Genomic DNA, 17,180 nt, shown 5'->3' with positions numbered 1-17,180 from the left:
CCCCTTGCAGCGCCCCGGCCGCGACAGCGGCCCGCTGCCCCACCGGAGGGTTCGGAGAATGTCGGTCATCACGTGGTTCCGGCGGTCCCCCGCGGAGCGGACGGCTCCGGGGGAGACGCCCGCCAGGTCCGGGTGGCGCCGCGCGGCGGCACCCGTGACCACGGTCCTGGCCGGGCTGCTCGTGCTGGTGGCGCTCGTCGCGCCCGCCGACCTCGAACGCTTCACGCCCGGCGCGTTCCTGCGCATCCCGGTCGAGGGGCTGTTCGGGGTGGTGCTCGTGCTCGTCCTGCCGCCCCGGCTCCGCCGGACCGCGGCGGTGGCGGGCGGTGCCGGGCTCGGCCTGCTGCTCGTGGTGAAGATCATGGACATCGGCTTCGACACGGTGCTCTACCGGCCGTTCGACCTGGTGCTGGACTGGCCGCTGCTCGGGCCCGCCGTCAACTACGTCGACGTCACGGTCGGCCGGATCGCGTCGATCGGCGTCGTGGTGGCGGCCGTGGCGCTCGTGGTCGGGCTCATCGTGCTCACGACCCTGGCCGTCCTGCGGCTGACCCGCGTCGTGGTCGGCCACCGCACCGCGTCGACGCGCGCGGTCGCGCTGCTCGCGGTCGCCTGGATCACCCTCGCCGTGCCCGGTGTGCCGATCTCCACCGGTGGCGCGACGGAGTTCGTCCACGACCACGCGCGCGCCGTGAAGGCGGGCCTGAACGACCGCGAGGCGTTCGCCGCGGAGGCCGCGGTCGACGCGTTCCGCGACACCCCCGGCTCGGAGCTGCTGACCGGGTTGCGCGGGAAGGACGTCGTGCTCGCGTTCGTGGAGAGCTACGGCCGCGACGCCCTGGAGCACCCGGAGATCGCGCCGAGGGTGACCGCGGCGCTCGACGCGGGCGGCGCCGAGCTGCGCGCGGCCGGGTTCGCGTCCCGGAGCGCCTTCCTGACCTCCCCGACGGCGGGCGGCGGGAGCTGGCTGGCCCAGGCGACGCTGCTGTCGGGGCTGTGGATCGACAACCAGCAGCGGTACCGCACGCTCGTCGCGAGCGACCGCCTCAGCCTGCCCGGCGCGTTCGGGCGCGCGGACTGGCGGTCCGTCGGCGTCGTGCCCGGCATCACCCAGGCCTGGCCCGAGGGCGAGTACTTCGACTACGAGAAGATCTACGCGAGCGCCGACCTCGGCTACCGCGGACCGCGCTTCGGCTACGCCACCATGCCCGACCAGTACACGCTGTCCGCGTTCCAGCAGCGCGAGCGCTCCACCCCCGGCCACGCCCCGGTGATGGCCGCGATCCCGCTGCTGTCGAGCCACGCGCCGTGGTCGCCCATCCCGGAGCCGCTGGACTGGGAGGCCGTCGGCGACGGCTCCGCGTACGGCTCGATGGTCTCGGGCGACGAACCGCCGGAGGCCATCTTCGGCCGCGAGCCGAGCGGCGTCCGGGCCGACTACGCGAAGTCCGTCGAGTACGCGGTGAACACCCTCGTCTCCTACGTGCGCGACCACGGCGACGACGACCTCGTGCTGGTCTTCCTCGGGGACCACCAGCCCGCGCAGGTCGTCACCGGGGCCGACGCGGGCCGCGACGTGCCGATCACGATCGTCGCCAAGGACCCGGCCGTGCTGGACCGCGTCGCGGCCTGGGGCTGGGACGACGGCCTCAAGCCCGGTGGGCGGGCGCCCGTCTGGCGGATGGACTCGTTCCGCGACAGGTTCCTGACCGCCTTCGGCCCGGCGGCCCCGACACCGTCGGCCTCACCCGACCACTGACCGTCGACAGCGGAGTCTTCAGCCCGCTGTTCAACTGGTTCGGTGTGCACGGGGGAGCTGTTATCGTCGCGATCGGCTGGCGGGACGACGCCGACGAGCTCATGGACGACACCACTCGGCGGAGTGCGGTCAGCGGGGGGACCAAGGTCGGCCGACGCGTGTCTGGGTGGATGTGTGAGCTGGTCGTTCGGTGTTCTGGGTCCGCTGGAGGTGCGCCGTGACGGGCACGCGCTCGACATCGCCGCGCCGCAGCAGCGCAGGCTGCTGACCGGCCTGCTGCTCAGCGCGGGGCAGGTCGTGTCGGTGGAGAGCCTGCTCGCCGTCCTCTGGGAGGACGAGCCGCCCGCGAGCGGCCGCAAGGTCGTGCAGGTCTACGTGTCGCAGCTGCGCAGACTCCTGGCGGGCACCCCGGACGTCGTGCTGACCGGGTCGCGGCAGGGCTACCGCCTGGACATCCCGCGGGGCGCGCTGGACCTGGAGGTGTTCCGCGACCTCGTGCGCCGCGCGACGGCCGCCGCCGACCCGGTGGTGGCGGGCGACCTGCTGCGCGAGGCGCTGGACCTCTGGCGCGGCACCGCCGTGCCCGACCTGCGCCACACCGGCAGGGGCGGGCGGTTGAGCGACGCGCTGGAGGAGGAGCGGCTGGGCGCCGTGGAGTACCGGGTCGACGCCGACCTGCGCGCCGCCCGGCACCGCGACCTCGTGCCCGAGCTGACGGCGCTGGTCGCGGAGCAGCCGTTGCGGGAACGCCTGCGCGGCCAGCTGATGCTCGCGCTGCACCACTCCGGCCGCCAGGCCGAGGCGCTCACCGTGTTCGCCGAGGGCGAGCGCCTGCTGGCCGACGAACTGGGCCTCGACCCCGGACAGGAGCTGCGGGCGCTGCGCGACTCGGTGCTGGCGGGCGACGTGGCCGCGCCGGTCGAGCCCGCGGGGGAGAAGCGGATCGCGCCGAGGGAACTCCCCGCCAACCCCGTCGTGTTCGTCAACCGGGACCGCGAGCGGGAGGTGCTGCTCCACCTGCTGTCGCGCGCCACCCGAGAACCGGTCGTGGGCGCGGTCCACGGGCCCGGCGGCCGGGGCAAGTCCGCCCTGGTGCTGCGCGTCGCGCACCTGGCGGCCGGGCTGTTCCCCGACGGCCAGCTCTACGTCGACCTCCAGGGCTCCACGCCGGGGCGCGAACCCGTCGAGGCGGCCCAGGTCCTCCAGCACTTCCTGCGGGCGCTCGGCGCGCCGCCGTCCGCGATCCCGGCCGATCCCGCCGAGGCCGCGGCGCTGTACCGGTCGATGCTCGCGGACCGCCGGGTGCTCGTGGTGCTGGACAACGCGATCGACGCGAGCCAGGTGGTCCCGCTGCTGCCCGCGGGACCCGGCAGCGCGATCCTGGTCACCAGCAGGCGGGTGCTGGCCACCCTGGACGGCCTGCACCTCGCGCTGGAGCCGCTGCCGGAGCACGAGGCCGTCGCACTGCTCGGCGCGGTGACCGGCCTGGTCACGGACGGGGTGAGCAGGCGCGCGGCGGCCGAGGTGGCGCGCAGCTGCGGGTACCTCCCGCTGGCGCTGCGGATCGCCGCCGCCCGGCTGCGCAGCAGGCCGGACTGGACGCTGGCGTCGCTGGCCTCCCGCCTCGACGACGAGCGGCACCGGCTGGACGAGCTGCGGTTCGACGACCTCGCGGTGCGCTCCAGCGTGCGGCTCAGCTACGAGGAGCTGCTGCGCGACGGGTCCGAGCGCGGCCGGGTCGCGGCGCACTCGTTCCGGCTGCTGGGCCTGCTGACGCTGCCGACGCTGCGGCTGCCGGTCGCCGCGGCCCTGCTGGACCTGCACCCGGCCGAGGCCGAACGGGCGATCGACCCGCTCGTGGACGCCGGGCTCGTGGACGTGGAGGCACCGGGGGAGTACCGGATGCACGACCTGCTCCGGCTGTTCGCGATCGAGCGGGCCGAGCACGACGAGCCCGCCGAGGAGCGGACCGCGGCGGTCGTGCGGGCGCTGACCCACTACCGCGACACGGTCCGCGCCGTGCAGTCGACGCTGCGACCGCTCGACGTCCCGCACCCGGAGGGGGCGCCCGCACCCTGCGGCGAGATCGGGGAGTGCCTGGCCTGGATGGCGGCCGAGACGCCGAACCTGCTGGTCGCCGCCGGTCAGGCCGCCGTTCTGCCGGACTGCGCCGTGCTCGCCCTGGAGATCGCCCTGATGCTCCAGGAACACCTGTGGAAGCAGGACCTGCACGCCGAGATCGCGCAGACCGGGCGCATCGGCGCGGCGGTCGCGAAGCTGGGGCTCGCCCCCGGCGTCGAACGGCTCGCGCTGCTCGTGCAGGCGTTCGCGGACCAGGTCGCCGGTCGCTACGGGCTCGCCCGCGAGCGGTACGACCGGGCGCTGGCGCTGTCCGCGGACGACCCGCTGGACCGGGCACGGGTGCTGGTCAGCCTCGGCGGGCTGCTCACGAACTACGCGGGGCGGGCCGAGGAGGCCGTGCCGCACCTGGAGCGGGCGCTGGCGATCCTGGACGAGCACGGGGCACCGGGAGCCGCCGTCGGCACGCTGCACGTGCTGGCCCGCGCGCACCACCTGTCGGGCCGGGCCGCGACGGCGCTGGTGCTGGCCGGGCACGCGCTGGACCTGGCGCGGGAGAACGACGCCCCGCACAGCATCGCCATCTGCGTGGCCGACCTCGGGCTGCTCCACGGGCACCTCGGCGACCACGACCGGGCGCTGCCGCTGCTCGACGAGTGCATGGCGCGGGCGCGGGAGGTCGGCAACCGCGAGGACGAGTGGACGACGCTGCTCAGCCGGTCGGAGGTCCACCTGCGGCAGGGGAACCCGGCCGCGGCGCTGGAGGACGCGAGCGCGTCGCTCGCGATGACCAGCCTGCTCGGCAGCGCGTACGGCAGGGCGGCGGGGCACCGGCAGGTCGCCCGCGCGCTGCTGGCGGACGGCCGGGACGCCGAGGCGGCCTGGCACCAGCGGACCGCGCGAACGCTGTTCGAGGGCGTGGACGTGCGGCTGCCCGTGTTCTTCGAGTCGTTCCTCGGCTACCTCGACCCGGTCCTCGTGGACTGACACCGCACACCCGCCGAGGCGGGCGGTTCCGGTCCACAGCGGACCGGAACCGCCCGCCACCGGTCAGCCGCAGTGCTCGAAGCGGCTGGTGTAGGTCTCGGAGTCCACCGAGCCGCCCCACTTCACGCACTTGCCGGGAGCCGCCTTGCGGACCGGGCCGGCGTAGTAGGCGTAGCTGCCCGAGTCGGTGCTCCTGGCCGCGCCCTCGACCTCCAGGAAGGCGGAGGACGCCGACGCCGTGCCCAGCTTGGTGTGCTTCATCGTCACGGCGCAGTTGTTGCCGTTGCCGCTGTTGTAGGTCAGGTAGACGCGCCCCTTGGTGCCCAGGGCGGCGGAGTCCACGACCTCGTACCCGGAGCCGCACACCTGCTCGGCGTCGTAGGGGTTGCCGCTGCCGCCGCCGCAGCCGTTGGTGCTCTTGTAGCTCTTGGTCCCCCAGTAGAGAGCGGTGGTGCCGTTGAACTTCGCCCTCACCGCGGCACCGTTGAGCCTCTGCTCGTAGTGCAGGTGCGCGCCGGTCGACCCGCCGGTGTTGCCGACGTTGCCGATGGTCTGTCCGGTGGACACGCCCTGGCCGACCGACACCCGCTGCGCGGAGAGGTGGGCGTAGCGGGTGGTCCAGCCGCCGCCGTGGTTGATCTCGATCCACCGGCCGTAGCTGGTGGACCCCTCGTTGGCCACGCGGCTCACCGTGCCGGAGGAGGCCGCGACCACGGCGTCGCCCTCGTCGTTGGCCCGGTTGAAGTCCACCGCGTTGGCCGGGCTGTGGCCCGTGCGGGTCTGGCCCTCCCAGGTCTGGGCGCAGGGGAACGGTAGCTGGAAGTTCGGTTCCGCCACCGCCGTCCCGCCGCCGACGGCCAGGCCTCCGATGCCGACCAGCAGGCCGATGCCCGCCGCTGCGATCGTGTTGAGCCTCATGGTTCCCCAACCCTCATCCGGGCGGTTCCGGTGCTCCGGGACCGCGTGGTGGACGTTCACTGGATGTAGCGGACGGCGTGGGCCGTCCACGAGTTCCTGCCGCAGGTGCCGCGGACGTGCACACCGTCGTCGTCGCGCGGCGGAGCGGCTTCGAGGATCTGGTCGCCCTTCTTCGCGCGCCCGTTGAGGTCCACCTTCGCCGGGAAGGACCGGGGGACGACGCAGGCGCCCACCACCGCGCCGGTGGGGTCGGTGTCCACGTAGGCGTCCGGGATCCACAGCCCGTCGTCGGTGAGGTCCCGGATGTCGCTGCCGCCGTAGCTCGGCCCGCGCTCCCGGCGGACCAGCGTGACCGGGCTGCCGGTCGAGATCCCGGTCCCCGCGGCGACGAGGGCGAGCAGGCCGGTGGAGGCGCGCCGCGGCGCGGTGGACGTGCGGATCGGCATCGGACCTCCTCGTGCCCTTCGACCTCGTCCCCCGTGGACGGCACGAACTCTCGGGCACCGGGGTCAGAGAACGCCTAGGCGGCGGTAAACCGGCAGGTGGGAAGCGCTCACCGGGAGCGAGCCGGTTGTGCGGGAGTTGTGCGGGATCACAAGATTCCAAGATCACCTGGAATGGTCGACGGGTCCGTCCCCTACTGTTCCCGGCACAGTCGATTCCATCATTCGGGGGAGTGCGTGAGCTTGTTCCAACGCAGAACGTTGACCTTGACCGCCGCCGTGGCGGTCTCGGCCCTGCTCGGCGGGACCGCCCCCGCGGTCGCGGAGCCCGACTCCGCGGCGGGGCACCGGCTCGCCGACCGGCTGCGCGCCGCGATCGCCGCGCAGGACTTCCGCAACGTGCTGGACGTGACCCCGCCCGCGAGCAGCGGTGTGGCGGCCGGGCGCGCGGGCGCTCCGGAGAAGTACGACGCCACGGCCGCGGACCTGGCCGCGAGGGTCGCGGTCGCGGCCGAGCCGACGCCGCTGCACCAGTCGCCGAACCTGGACGTCGCGGTGATCGAGCTCGACCGGCTCGGCAGGCCGACCGCGATGGCCGACGTGCTCGTCAGCCCGCGGTACCCGGACGGGGTCGTGGTGCCGCTGAACAGGAGCGGGCTGTCCACCGACCAGGTGCGCTACCGCTGGTGGGACGACGCCGAGTGGGACGCCAACGGCGGCAGGGGGACCAGGGACGTGCTCGCGGGCCGCGAGCAGGCGCCGATCGACTTCTCCTCGCCGTACCCGGCGTCGGTGCTCAAGCTCATGGTCGGCTTCGGCGTGCTGCGCCTGGCCGACCAGGGGCGCGTCTCGCTGGACGCGGACTACGTCTACGAGCCGACCGCGCCGAACGCGGCCTGCGGCGGCGCGGCCACCAAGCCGATCAAGCGGTACTTCGACGAGATGATCACCCTGTCGAAGAACGAGTCGACGTGCGCGCTGATCAAGATGGTCCACGACCTCGGCGCGTGGGACCAGGTCAACCGGACGTTCGCGGACCTCGGCCTGTCGACGCTCATGGTGACCGGCACCAACCCGGCCAACGGCGGTCGGTGGATCGGCGCGAACATGAGCAGCGTCGACACCGCCAAGCTCCTGCTTCTGGTCAACGGCGGCGTCGGCACGCTGTGGACCACGGCCGAGGGCAAGCGGATCACCCGTGACGAGCTGAGCGCCACCTCGCGCGAGCTGTTCGCCAGGACGCTGGCCGACCAGGGCCACAACGAGATGCTGTCCACCACGAACTGGTGCGGCCGCGGGTACCCGGCACCGGGCATCCCGCAGGTCACGCCGAAGCGCTGGGTCGACCCGGCCACCGGTCGCGTGACCGCGGGCGACGCGGTGTACGACCGGGACACCCGGCCGTGCGACGCGGCGGCCGAGGTCACGTTCGCGCACAAGACCGGCTGGGTGGACACCACCGGCAGCGACGCGGGGATCGTGCGCTCGCTGCCGGGTGAGAAGAACCGCCACTACGTGGTCGTCGTGTTCTCCAACCTGGGCACCGACTACGTCGACCTGAACCGGCCCGCCGACACCCCCGGCACGTTCCCGGTGCTCTACACCGAGAAGCACGGGAAGCTCGGGAAGGCCATCGACGAGATCGTCGCCGACCTGCGCGACTGACCGTCCGTCCACACCGGAGCCCGCCGCCCCACCGGGGTCGGCGGGCCCCGGTCGTCAGACGGCCATCTCGCCCAGCTCGGACCAGTCCTCGCCGGGAACCGTGGTGTTCACGATCCTCGGCGTCGCCACCAGGTGGGGCGGGAGGGTCTCGCGGGCGGTCCTGAAGTGGTCGGACCCGACGTGCGCCGCGCCCGCCTCGCCGTCGCGGAACGCCTCCACGAGCACGTACTCGGTCGGGTCGTCGACGCTGCGGGACCAGTCGAACCACAGGCAGCCGGGCTCGGCGCGGGTCGCCTCGGTGAACTCGCGGGCGATCTCCGGCCAGTCGTCGGCGTGCTCGGGCTTGATCCGGAACTTGGCCGTGATGAAGATCATGACTCTCCTCGTTCGTGCGCGCTGGGACGACCGGCGGTCGCCGCGTCCGACGATCCTCCTCGTCCCGGTCCCCGGCACGCCGGGAGCGGATCGGGACCCCGGAGCGACCGGTCGAACCCGTGCAACGCCGCGGTGGTCGGCGGCGTGTCCACAGCGGTCGACAAAATTCGATCATGGAACGGGCCGTCGCGGCCCGACCCGAGGAGGTTCTGGATGAGGCTCGTGAAGTTCGCCGTCACCGCACTGCTGACGGCGGCGGCCGTGCTCGGCGGTGGTGCCGCTGCGATGGCCGACCCGGCCGCCGTCACCGGGCAGGGCGGCATCGGCGACCCGCCCCAGTACCGGGTCACCGCGTGGCACCAGGTGAACGTCCGGCAGTGCCCCGCCAGCTCGTGCGCCAAAGCGGGCTACCTGTCGGCGGGCGGGAGCACGTCGGCGTACTGCTACACGCACGGCGAGCCGATCACGGACTTCGGGATCACCAGGGACATCTGGGTGCTGATCGGCCACCAGGACGGCGGCAACCAGTTCGTCAACGCCCTGTACCTGGAGGGTGACATGTACGGCAACCTGCCGCCGATGGCCTACTGCCACTACGTGGGCTGACGGTCGTGGGGTCCGTGAGGGGGACGCCGCTCGGCTCCGGGGTTCGAGGGGCGGCCCCCTCGCGGGTGCGGCGGTGCGGTGCGGTGCCGCGGGCGAACGCGCTGCTCACCGGCACCGGTCGGGACTCGGGGACGGCCCGGACCGACCGGTACCCCGTCACCGCCGCCGTCCTCGTGGTGGGTGTGGTCGCGGCTCTCGCCACCCAGTCGATAATGGGCCCATGACCACCGTCGTGCTGTTCCACTCCGCCTACGGGCTCAGGCCCGCCGTGCTCGCCGCCGCGGGTCGGTTCCGGGAGGCCGGGCACGCCGTGGTGACCCCCGACCTGTACTACGGCGGGATCGCCGAGACCCTGGACGACGGGTTCACGCTGGCCGAGTGGATCGGCTGGCCGACCATCGCCGAACGGGCGCGCGCGGTCCTGCACGGCCTGCCCGCCGACACGGTGCTCGGCGGGTTCTCCATGGGCGCGAGCATCGCGGGCGGGCTGCTGGCCGAACGCCCGGAGTGCGCGGGCGTGCTGTTCCTGCACGGGACCGGGGCCGTGCCGGACAACGTGCGGCCCGGCCTGCCGATGCAGCTCCACGTGGCGGACCCGGACGCGTACGCGACGCCGGACAAGGTCGCCGGGTGGGTGCGGGACGCGGCGGGCGCCAAGGCTGAGGCCTTCACCTACCCCGGCGTCGGGCACCTGTTCACCGACGAGGGCCTGCCGGACTACGACGAGCGCGCCGCCCAGCTGATGTGGCGGCGCTGCATCGACTTCCTCGCCGCGCTCTGACCCGACCGCCTAGTGGTCGGCCGCCAGCGCGCGGCCGATGTAGTTCGCCGTCAGCAGGGCGAAGATGTACGCCTGGAGCACCTGCACCAGTGCTTCCAGGAACGTCATCGCGATGGCGAACGCGAAGGCCACCAGCGACACCGGTGTGAGCCAGGCGCCCGCCTCCAGGAGGAGGAACTCGCCGCCGAGGGTGAACACCAGCAGGATCAGGTGGCCCGCGAACATGGCGGCGAACACCCGGATCGCGAGCGCGAGCGGGTCCATGAAGAACCGCAGGAACAGCTCGATCGGCGTCAGCATCAGGTAGACGGGCTTCGGCACGCCCGGCGGGAACAGCTGGTTCTTCAGGTAGCCGCCGAGCCCGTGCCGCCGGATGCCGACGACGTGGAACAGCGGGTAGAGGACGATCAGCAGCGCCAGCGGGAAACCGGAGTGCGCCATGGTCGGGAACTGGATGAACGGGATGATGCCGAACAGGTTGTTCACCAGGATGAACGTGAACAGCGACACGATCAGCGGCACGTAGGGCGCGAAGTCCCTGCCGCCGATCTGCTCCCTGGCGATGGAGTCGCGGCCGAAGCCGTAGACCGATTCGGCGGCGAACTGGAACCGGCCCGGCACGATCCTCAGGTCGCGCACGGCGACCAGGAAGAACACCGCGACGACGACGACCGACAGCACCAGCAGCACCATCGGTTTGGTGATCCCGCCGACGATCGCGGGTGGGAAGAAGTCCCGCACCCCCGGCGGGACGAACGTCGAGTCGGCCAACACGGAGGTCATGGGCGGGTCCCCCCTCGTCCAAGCTGTCCCGCCACGCTAACGGACCGGTGTGGACGAGGGGGCGTGCACCCGTTCGGCTCAGGTGCCCCGCGTCACTGGCGCGGCTTCCACGCGCACATGGCGACGTCGAGCGCCTCGGGGTCCAGCGCCTCGGGGGACAGCGTCCGGCCCGAGTCGGCCCGCAGTCCGTCCAGCAGCACGCCGAGGTAGCGCCGCCACAGCTCGGGCCGCACGTCGTGGGTGTACTGGGCGACCGAGCCGATCATCATGTGGATGATCGGCAGGTCGGTGTCCTCGAAGTCCGCGCGCAACTGCCCGGACGCCTTGGCCCGCCGCACCAGTTCCACCGCGAGCGGGATCATCCGCTCCTTGGCCGCGGCCACGCGTTCCTGGCCGAAGTTGTTGGACAGCATGACCTCCCGCAGCCCGCGGTCGGCGGAGTGCAGTTCGGCGGTGCCCACCAGGAAGGTCGCGAACCCCTCCCAGGGGTCGCTCTCCTCCAGCGCCCGCTCGGCCAGCTCGCGGATCTCGTCCATGCGCTCGACGAACATGGCCTCCACGAGGTGCTCCTTGCCGGGGAACCGGCGGTACACCGTGCCGACGCCGAGACCGGCGTGGTGGGCGATGTCGTCGAGCGTGGCGCCGAAACCGCGTTCGCTGAAGACGATCCGCGCGGATTCGATGATCTTGCGGCGGTTGAGCTCCGCATCCCGACGCAGGGGTCGCACCGTTGCGACGGGGACTGTGTCCCGTGTCATGCCCCTACGGTACCGGAAGTTGAGGTTGCTCCTCCACTTCGTGTGTACGCTGATCGGGTAACCGGAGATACCTGCTCCACATATACCCGTGAGGACACGCCCATGCCGGATTCACCGACCGCCACGGTGGAGGCGCCCAGGGTCGTCGCCGACCACGGCGACAACCCGCACCACGCTCGACGTTGGCTGATCCTGGTCATGATCGGCCTCGCGCAGCTCATGGTCGTGCTCGACGCGACCATCGTGAACATCGCGCTGCCGTCCGCCCAGGCGGACCTCGGTTTCAGCAACGACGCCCGCCAGTGGGTCGTCACCGCCTACGCGCTCGCGTTCGGCAGCCTCCTGCTGCTCGGCGGACGCATCGGCGACATCTTCGGCCGCAAGCCCGCGTTCCTGGTGGGCCTGGGCGGCTTCGCCGTCGTCTCCGCGATCGGCGGCGCCGCGACCAGCATCGAGATGCTGCTCGCCGCCCGCGCCGCGCAGGGCGTGTTCGGCGCCCTGCTCGCCCCCGCCGCGCTCTCGCTGCTCACCACCACGTTCACGGACCCGAAGGAGCGCGGCCGCGCGTTCGGCATCTTCGGCGCCATCGCAGGCGGCGGCGCGGCCATCGGCCTGCTGCTCGGCGGCGTGCTCACCGAGTACCTCGACTGGCGCTGGTGCATGTACGTCAACATCGTCTTCGCCGTGATCGCCCTGGCGGGCTCCTACGTGCTGCTGCGCCACGAGCCCGTCGCCGCGTCCGACCGCCCGAAGCTCGACGTCCCCGGCACCCTGACCTCGACCGCGGGCCTCTTCGCCGTCGTCTACGGCTTCGCCAACAAGGAGAGCCACGACTGGTCGTCCGCGTCCGTGTGGGGCTTCCTGCTGGCGGGCGTCGTGCTGCTCGTCGTGTTCGTCCGCATCCAGACGACCACCTCGCACCCGCTGCTGCCGATGCGCATCGTGCTGGACCGCGACCGCGCGGGCGCCTACGCCTCGGTGTTCCTGCTCGGCATCGGGATGTTCGCGATCTTCCTGTTCCTCACGTTCTACCTCCAGCAGAACCTGCGGTTCACGCCCATCGAGAGCGGCCTGGCCTTCATGCCGATGGTCGCCACCCTGATGATCAGCGCGACCTCGGCGACCGCGCTGCTGCTGCCCCGCTTCGGCGCCCGCCCGCTCGTGCCGCTCGGCATGGTCATCGGCGCGGTGGGCCTGTTCTGGCTCAGCCAGATCAGCCTCACCAGCACCTACAGCGGCGGCGTGCTGCTGCCCCTGATGGTCCTCGGCGTCGGCATCGGCCTGTCGATGGCGCCCGCCATGAGCGTCGCCACGCTGGGCGTGGAAGCGCACGACGCGGGCGTCGCCTCGGCGACCGTGAACACCATGCAGCAGATCGGCGGCTCCATCGGCACCGCCCTGCTGAGCACCCTGGCGGCCGACGCGGCCGTGTCCTTCGTGGACGGAAGGCAGCCGACCCCGCAACTGCTGGCCGACGCGGCCATCCACAGCTACAGCACGGCCTTCACCTGGGCGGCCGGCGTCTTCCTCGTGGGCGCGCTCATCTCCGGCCTCCTGCTCCGCTCGGGCGCCCCGAACATGGAGGGCGCGGCCCCGGCCGTGCACATGTAGCAGCACTTCACCCGCCCGCCGTTCCCACGATCAACGAACCGCTTCCCAGGCGGGTCCGTGCCGGAGATCGGCTGCGGCCAGGACGACATGACAGCCGTCCTGGCCGCAGCCGTGGGAAAGCGGAAGAGTCCTGGGGTTGGACATCGCCGCCCGACTACGGCAGCCCCATCACGTTGGGGACTCGGCCGAGCACGGACAAGGTGGACGGTAACGCCCACGGGCGGCAACAACCCTGCCAAGCAGAGCCAAGACCTTTGTGGACAGTCGACAAGACGTACTGCAGTCCTGGCCAAGCAAAAGCGCAACCCCCTGCCGTCGTACGCGCTGACAGCGAGCTGCCGCCTTCCCTGAACCACGGCCGATCTTACTCGGGGGATTTGCCCCTTACCCTGGTAGATCGGGCAGGCCACCGCCTCTGCCCGCAAGCCCGATCAAGGGGCAAATCCAGGGGCCCCCGAGTCAAATCGGCCGCCCCGCTGGGACCAGCAGCTACCCGATCCCCAGGACCGGCAGCCACTCGATCCCCCAGGACCGGCAGCCACTCGATCCGCTGAAACCGGAAGCCCGGCACAGGTCAACCATACAGCGGCACGTGCTACTACTCGCTCCACCACGGCCGCGGAAGCCGACAAGCATGGTGGGTGAGGAGATCGGCGAGCCCCACGAGGAGTAGGCCGTCCCGGTCACCACCCGTCGTGGTCCTCCGCGACGATCGGTGACGAAACTTCACCGATTCGGGCTATCCCTTCGTCTTTTCGACCGAAACAGGCCGAGCCCTCGTTTTTCACCCCCCTCTCGCTGAATGATCAGTGCCCACTGCGGAGAACGGGGTGTGCTGATGGTGAACTCGCTGGACCTGGCAGGTGTTCCGGATCCCGCGCTGCGGGCGTCGTTCGAGCTGTGCGACCGCGTGCACGCCGCCGCGGACCCGGAGACCCACCACCTGGTGAGGACGTACCTACCCCCGTCGAAGCACCGCTACTTCCACGCGCTGCACGCGTACTTCGCGGCCACCGAGGACATCGCCGACGACTGCTTCACCGACTGGGCCGCCGAGACCGTCGTCGAGGTGGAGACCGGTCGCGGTGAGCACCCGCTGCGGCAGGCGTTCGCGCACACCGTGCGCACCCGGCGCCTGGACGTGGCGGTGCTGGGCGAGTTCCTGGAGACGATCCGGCGCGACCGGGAGACACCGCTCCGCTGCGCGACGTTCGACGACCTGCGCGGCTTCCTGCGGGGCGCGGGCGGTGCCCCGGCCAGGCTGACGCTGACGCTGCTGGAACCGGTGCGCCCGGCCGAGCACGAGATGTCGTTGCTGGGAGAGGTGTTCCGGCTGCTCGACGTCTGCCGGGACCACGGCCACGACCTGCGCACCGGCCGCCACTACCTGCCGGACGAGCCGATCGACGCGGTGGTGCGGCAGGCGGGGCTGCTGGTGGACCAGGGCGCCGGAGTGGTCGACCTCGTGCACCCGTCGAGCAGGCGGTTCCTGGCGATGGCGGTCGAAGGCGCCCGCCGCGGTCTCGACGAGCTGGCCGCCGTGGTGTTCCCCCACCCCCCGGCCGACGGCGTCAGAGCTCCACACCGGACGTTCAGCGGGACGTCGCGGTGACCGGGTCGGCCGTCAGGACACCGAGAGCGGCGCCTCGGACGTGCGCACGGCGTTCATCCGGCTGACCTTCACCTTGCGGATGACCGTCCGGAGCACCGCCGGCAGCCGGACGGGGTGCTCCCCGGTCGGCCACGGCGGGGCCGAGCGCGCGCAGGACCGCTCCAGGACGACGTTCTCCACCGTGCTGAGCAGCCAGCCGCGCACCCAGTCGCCGCCCTGCCCGATCGCGTCGGAGTACCGCCAGGCCCGGACGAGAGTCTCCTCGACCACGGCCTCGGCCGCGGCGCGGTCACCGGTCAGCCTGGTCGCGTACGCCAGCGCCGCGCGGCCGTGCTCCTCGTACAGCTTGCGCACCAACAGCTCGCCTGCGACGGCCTCGGCCCGCGCGGATCGGAACACCACCGTTCTCCTCACCTCTTGCTGATCGCCTGGCGGTCCACCGACCGTGCACCTCGCGGCGGTTCCCACGGTAGGACGTCGGTGGTGCTCAACCGCTGACCAGTTTGTGACCGGCGTCAGTCGTCCTGGTCAGTCGTCCCCGAGCTGACCGCGAACGTGAACCGGTCGCCGCGGAACAGCGCGCGCACCCGTTCCACCGGGTTGCCGTCGCCGTCGTGGCTGAGCCGGTGCAGCAGCAGCATCGGCGCGGCGGGCGCGGTGGCGAGCAGCCTGGCCTCGCGCGGCGACGCCAGCACCGTCTCCACCTGCTCGTCGGTCCGCGCGGGCACCGTGAAGTAGCGGTCGCGGAGGCAGTCGAGCAGCGACTTGTCCGGGTCGAACGCCTCGATCAGGTCCGGGAACCGCTTGGCGGACAGGTAGCTCGACTCCAGGAGCATCGGCTCCTCGTCCACCACCGCCAACCGCTCCAGGTGCACGACCGGGTCGCCGGGGTCGATGTCCAGGTCGCGGGCGAGGTCGGCGTCGGCGGCGAGGTGCTCGGCCGTGACCAGCCTGCGGACCTCACCGGCCTCCTCCCGCCCCGGCTCCCCGGTGGGGACGCCGAGGGGCTGGACGAGCTTGGGCGGCGCGACGTAGGTGCCGCTGCCCTGCCTGCGCCGGACCTTGCCCTCGACGACGAGCTCGCCGATGGCCTGGCGCAACGTCATGCGTGCGATGCCGAACTGAGCGGACAGTTCTCGCTCCGGGGGTAGGGGGGCGCCTTGGCCCAGCTCCTGAAGGAGGTCGAGCAGCCGGGTCTTCGCCCGGTAGTACCGGGGGATGCGGCCGTCGTCGGGAATTCCCGCGCGCACCGGATCGGCCGCGCGGTGTGGACCGTCGGAAAATTCCTGTGCTTCCGCCGAGATCACCTCGTGCGACCCGTCGAGCATCCGCACGGCGGGCCGGGGAATGCCGTTCGCGAACACGGCGAGTTCACGGCCCCCGATGGGCCGGTGCAGGGTGGAGCGCAAAGTCGACATGACCATCGCGCCGCGAGACGCCGGGCGCACGGGGGAGTCGCTGTGCCGGACCTTCAGTTCGACCCGGACGGTGTGGCCGTATTCCCGGACGGTGCGCTGGCCGACGACCGTGCCCACCGGGTGCGGCATCCGCATGACCAGAACCTGGTCGTCGTCCTCGGTCCACCACGTCCAGGTCGGAGTGGTCCTCATCGAGGTGCTGGTAACCAGGCCTAGCATTTCGTCGAGGTCGTCCGTGATCTCGGCGGGCGTCGGGATCGAGCGTTCCCCGGTCGAGTTTGGCATTTGAGACAACCATCTCCCTGACGCGGTCGAACAGTTCGGATGCTGATCGGGACACCGTTCGCGTCCCTGTTCCCCGGCGGTGGACGCGATGTCCGCGCAGCCGAGATGCACCGCTCTGGCCAGGCCTGATCCAATTTTGCCGGTCAAGGGGTCGGCTGACGATGGCGTGGCCCGCCGACCCCTCGACCGGTATGGCGCGCGACGGTCCCTGCCACCGCCGGCGCCGGACGCCCCCACCGCAAAAGCACATGCGAAAGCGCGGGGGCGAAGCTGTTCACGATTGTTCTCCGGAGTTCCCGCGAACCGTGGGGCGTCCGCGCTCGTCCCTGGAGACCCCATCACGTTAGGTCGCTTTTCTTTGGTGCGCAAACCCCTTGCCCCGATGGACACGACGACCTGCCCGGACGGGCCGATTCAGGGGAATGTGGAACAAAGTCACGGGTAACTCGTGGGTAATGTGAAACCCGGTTCATGAAGATTGTCATGGCAACAACTTTCGCCAGGAAATCGACAGCATTCCGGCGGCGTTTAGTGCGGAACTGCGTGTGGTTCTGCTGGTGGGACGCGCTCGGCCCGGCCGATTGGGACGGCCTTCTCGCAGGTGGTCTGCCCGTGCCGGGTTTCAGGCCTTTGTGAATGTCAGTGGGGTGCATCACAATGTCAGAGCAGGAGGAATACCGACCGCTGGATGGTGCGCGTTGCGGTGTAGGGCGGAGGTGCGCCGTGGAGTACGTGGTGGGCGTGTCCGCTCTGGTGGCTCTGGTGTGGGTGGTTCGCCGGTGGTGGCGCGGGTGGGCGGAGAGGAGGCGGGTGGCCCGCATCCGGGCGCGGATCGACGAGTGGCTCACGGCCGAGTGGGTGGACGAGCAGGCGGAGCCCCGGCAGGAGCGGGTCCGACGGTGTGAGCCCCGGTACCGGCGGGGTGCGTGACGGGCGCGGTGCGAACCCGTCCGGTGCGAGCGAGCCCAGGGCCCGCCCGGTGTGAGCGGGTCAGGTGCGAACGGGCCCGGTGCGGGCCTGCGCGGAGCGGGCAGACCCGGAGCCTGCCCGGTATGAACGGGCGCGGTGCGGGCCTGCCTGGTGCGAGTAGACCCGGAGCC

15 protein-coding genes are annotated in these 17,180 nt (G+C 72.0%); 8 read left to right on the top strand and 7 right to left on the bottom strand.

Annotated elements, in window-relative coordinates; genetic code table 11:
- The first annotated feature begins 58 nt into the window (after positions 1 to 58).
- The gene (locus tag AC156L_RS38085; RefSeq protein ID WP_330883010.1) at positions 59 to 1,759 is read left to right on the top strand and encodes an alkaline phosphatase family protein; all 1,701 of its coding nucleotides are present in this window, start codon (positions 59 to 61) and stop codon (positions 1,757 to 1,759) included.
- A 174-nt stretch (positions 1,760 to 1,933) separates the two neighbouring features.
- Positions 1,934 to 4,825 carry an AfsR/SARP family transcriptional regulator gene (locus AC156L_RS38080; protein ID WP_330883008.1) on the top strand — a complete coding sequence of 964 codons (2,892 nt, stop codon included), beginning with the start codon at positions 1,934 to 1,936 and terminating at the stop codon, positions 4,823 to 4,825.
- 63 nt (positions 4,826 to 4,888) lie between these two features.
- Here the strand turns inward: AC156L_RS38080 and AC156L_RS38075 are convergent, their stop codons facing one another.
- Complete coding sequence (locus AC156L_RS38075) at positions 4,889 to 5,743, bottom strand: M23 family metallopeptidase (protein ID WP_330883006.1); 855 nt, start codon at positions 5,741 to 5,743, stop codon at positions 4,889 to 4,891.
- 56 nt (positions 5,744 to 5,799) lie between these two features.
- The gene (locus AC156L_RS38070) at positions 5,800 to 6,189 is read right to left on the bottom strand and encodes a hypothetical protein (RefSeq protein WP_330883004.1); all 390 of its coding nucleotides are present in this window, start codon (positions 6,187 to 6,189) and stop codon (positions 5,800 to 5,802) included.
- Positions 6,190 to 6,453: 264 nt separating this feature from the next.
- On the opposite strand from AC156L_RS38070, the gene AC156L_RS38065 reads away from it, so the two are divergent.
- The gene (locus AC156L_RS38065) at positions 6,454 to 7,851 is read left to right on the top strand and encodes a serine hydrolase (protein ID WP_330883003.1); all 1,398 of its coding nucleotides are present in this window, start codon (positions 6,454 to 6,456) and stop codon (positions 7,849 to 7,851) included.
- Between the two features lie 54 nt (positions 7,852 to 7,905).
- Here the strand turns inward: AC156L_RS38065 and AC156L_RS38060 are convergent, their stop codons facing one another.
- Positions 7,906 to 8,226 (bottom strand): putative quinol monooxygenase, encoded by a 321-nt coding sequence (locus AC156L_RS38060; RefSeq protein WP_330883001.1) that lies wholly within the window; start codon positions 8,224 to 8,226, stop codon positions 7,906 to 7,908.
- Between the two features lie 213 nt (positions 8,227 to 8,439).
- Between AC156L_RS38060 and AC156L_RS38055 the strand changes: the two genes are divergently transcribed.
- Both AC156L_RS38055 and AC156L_RS38050 read left to right on the top strand, forming a co-directional pair.
- Complete coding sequence (locus AC156L_RS38055; protein ID WP_330882999.1) at positions 8,440 to 8,832, top strand: SH3 domain-containing protein; 393 nt, start codon at positions 8,440 to 8,442, stop codon at positions 8,830 to 8,832.
- 220 nt (positions 8,833 to 9,052) lie between these two features.
- Positions 9,053 to 9,613, top strand: coding sequence for a dienelactone hydrolase family protein (locus tag AC156L_RS38050; protein ID WP_330882997.1), 561 nt, complete (start codon positions 9,053 to 9,055; stop codon positions 9,611 to 9,613).
- A gap of 9 nt (positions 9,614 to 9,622) precedes the next feature.
- Here the strand turns inward: AC156L_RS38050 and atpB are convergent, their stop codons facing one another.
- Together atpB and AC156L_RS38040 are read right to left on the bottom strand one after the other, a co-directional pair.
- Positions 9,623 to 10,396 (bottom strand): F0F1 ATP synthase subunit A, encoded by a 774-nt coding sequence (gene atpB / locus AC156L_RS38045; protein ID WP_330882995.1) that lies wholly within the window; start codon positions 10,394 to 10,396, stop codon positions 9,623 to 9,625.
- Between the two features lie 92 nt (positions 10,397 to 10,488).
- Positions 10,489 to 11,154: a TetR/AcrR family transcriptional regulator gene (locus tag AC156L_RS38040; RefSeq protein ID WP_330882992.1), complete on the bottom strand. Its 666-nt coding sequence runs from the start codon at positions 11,152 to 11,154 to the stop codon at positions 10,489 to 10,491.
- Between the two features lie 102 nt (positions 11,155 to 11,256).
- On the opposite strand from AC156L_RS38040, the gene AC156L_RS38035 reads away from it, so the two are divergent.
- On the top strand, positions 11,257 to 12,765 hold the full coding sequence (locus AC156L_RS38035) for an MFS transporter (protein WP_330882990.1): 1,509 nt from the start codon (positions 11,257 to 11,259) through the stop codon (positions 12,763 to 12,765).
- 838 nt (positions 12,766 to 13,603) lie between these two features.
- Positions 13,604 to 14,377: a squalene/phytoene synthase family protein gene (locus tag AC156L_RS38030; RefSeq protein WP_330882988.1), complete on the top strand. Its 774-nt coding sequence runs from the start codon at positions 13,604 to 13,606 to the stop codon at positions 14,375 to 14,377.
- A 12-nt stretch (positions 14,378 to 14,389) separates the two neighbouring features.
- On the opposite strand, the gene AC156L_RS38025 is transcribed toward AC156L_RS38030, so the two are convergent.
- Complete coding sequence (locus AC156L_RS38025) at positions 14,390 to 14,779, bottom strand: sigma factor (RefSeq protein ID WP_330882986.1); 390 nt, start codon at positions 14,777 to 14,779, stop codon at positions 14,390 to 14,392.
- A 113-nt stretch (positions 14,780 to 14,892) separates the two neighbouring features.
- The gene (locus AC156L_RS38020; protein WP_330882984.1) at positions 14,893 to 15,987 is read right to left on the bottom strand and encodes a GntR family transcriptional regulator; all 1,095 of its coding nucleotides are present in this window, start codon (positions 15,985 to 15,987) and stop codon (positions 14,893 to 14,895) included.
- An 816-nt stretch (positions 15,988 to 16,803) separates the two neighbouring features.
- Here AC156L_RS38020 and AC156L_RS38015 point away from each other — a divergent pair.
- A complete protein-coding gene (locus AC156L_RS38015) occupies positions 16,804 to 17,010 on the top strand; it encodes a hypothetical protein (RefSeq protein ID WP_330882982.1) in 207 nt (68 codons plus the stop codon).
- The last annotated feature ends 170 nt before the right edge of the window (positions 17,011 to 17,180 follow it).

Source organism: Umezawaea sp., assembly GCF_057122925.1.
The sequence above is the reverse complement of the archived record's forward strand: the minus strand, read 5'-3'. Positions and strand labels throughout refer to the sequence as shown.

What these genes read in the sequence shown, in the direction of transcription:
- AC156L_RS38085 (WP_330883010.1), top strand. Translation starts at nt 59, where the DNA reads ATGTCGGTCATCACGTGGTTCCGGCGGTCCCCCGCGGAGCGGACGGCT.
- AC156L_RS38075 (WP_330883006.1), bottom strand. Translation starts at nt 5,743, where the DNA reads ATGAGGCTCAACACGATCGCAGCGGCGGGCATCGGCCTGCTGGTCGGC.
- AC156L_RS38070 (WP_330883004.1), bottom strand. Translation starts at nt 6,189, where the DNA reads ATGCCGATCCGCACGTCCACCGCGCCGCGGCGCGCCTCCACCGGCCTG.
- AC156L_RS38060 (WP_330883001.1), bottom strand. Translation starts at nt 8,226, where the DNA reads ATGATCTTCATCACGGCCAAGTTCCGGATCAAGCCCGAGCACGCCGAC.
- AC156L_RS38055 (WP_330882999.1), top strand. Translation starts at nt 8,440, where the DNA reads ATGAGGCTCGTGAAGTTCGCCGTCACCGCACTGCTGACGGCGGCGGCC.
- AC156L_RS38050 (WP_330882997.1), top strand. Translation starts at nt 9,053, where the DNA reads ATGACCACCGTCGTGCTGTTCCACTCCGCCTACGGGCTCAGGCCCGCC.
- atpB (WP_330882995.1), bottom strand. Translation starts at nt 10,396, where the DNA reads ATGACCTCCGTGTTGGCCGACTCGACGTTCGTCCCGCCGGGGGTGCGG.
- AC156L_RS38040 (WP_330882992.1), bottom strand. Translation starts at nt 11,154, where the DNA reads ATGACACGGGACACAGTCCCCGTCGCAACGGTGCGACCCCTGCGTCGG.
- AC156L_RS38035 (WP_330882990.1), top strand. Translation starts at nt 11,257, where the DNA reads ATGCCGGATTCACCGACCGCCACGGTGGAGGCGCCCAGGGTCGTCGCC.
- AC156L_RS38030 (WP_330882988.1), top strand. Translation starts at nt 13,604, where the DNA reads ATGGTGAACTCGCTGGACCTGGCAGGTGTTCCGGATCCCGCGCTGCGG.
- AC156L_RS38020 (WP_330882984.1), bottom strand. Translation starts at nt 15,987, where the DNA reads ATGAGGACCACTCCGACCTGGACGTGGTGGACCGAGGACGACGACCAG.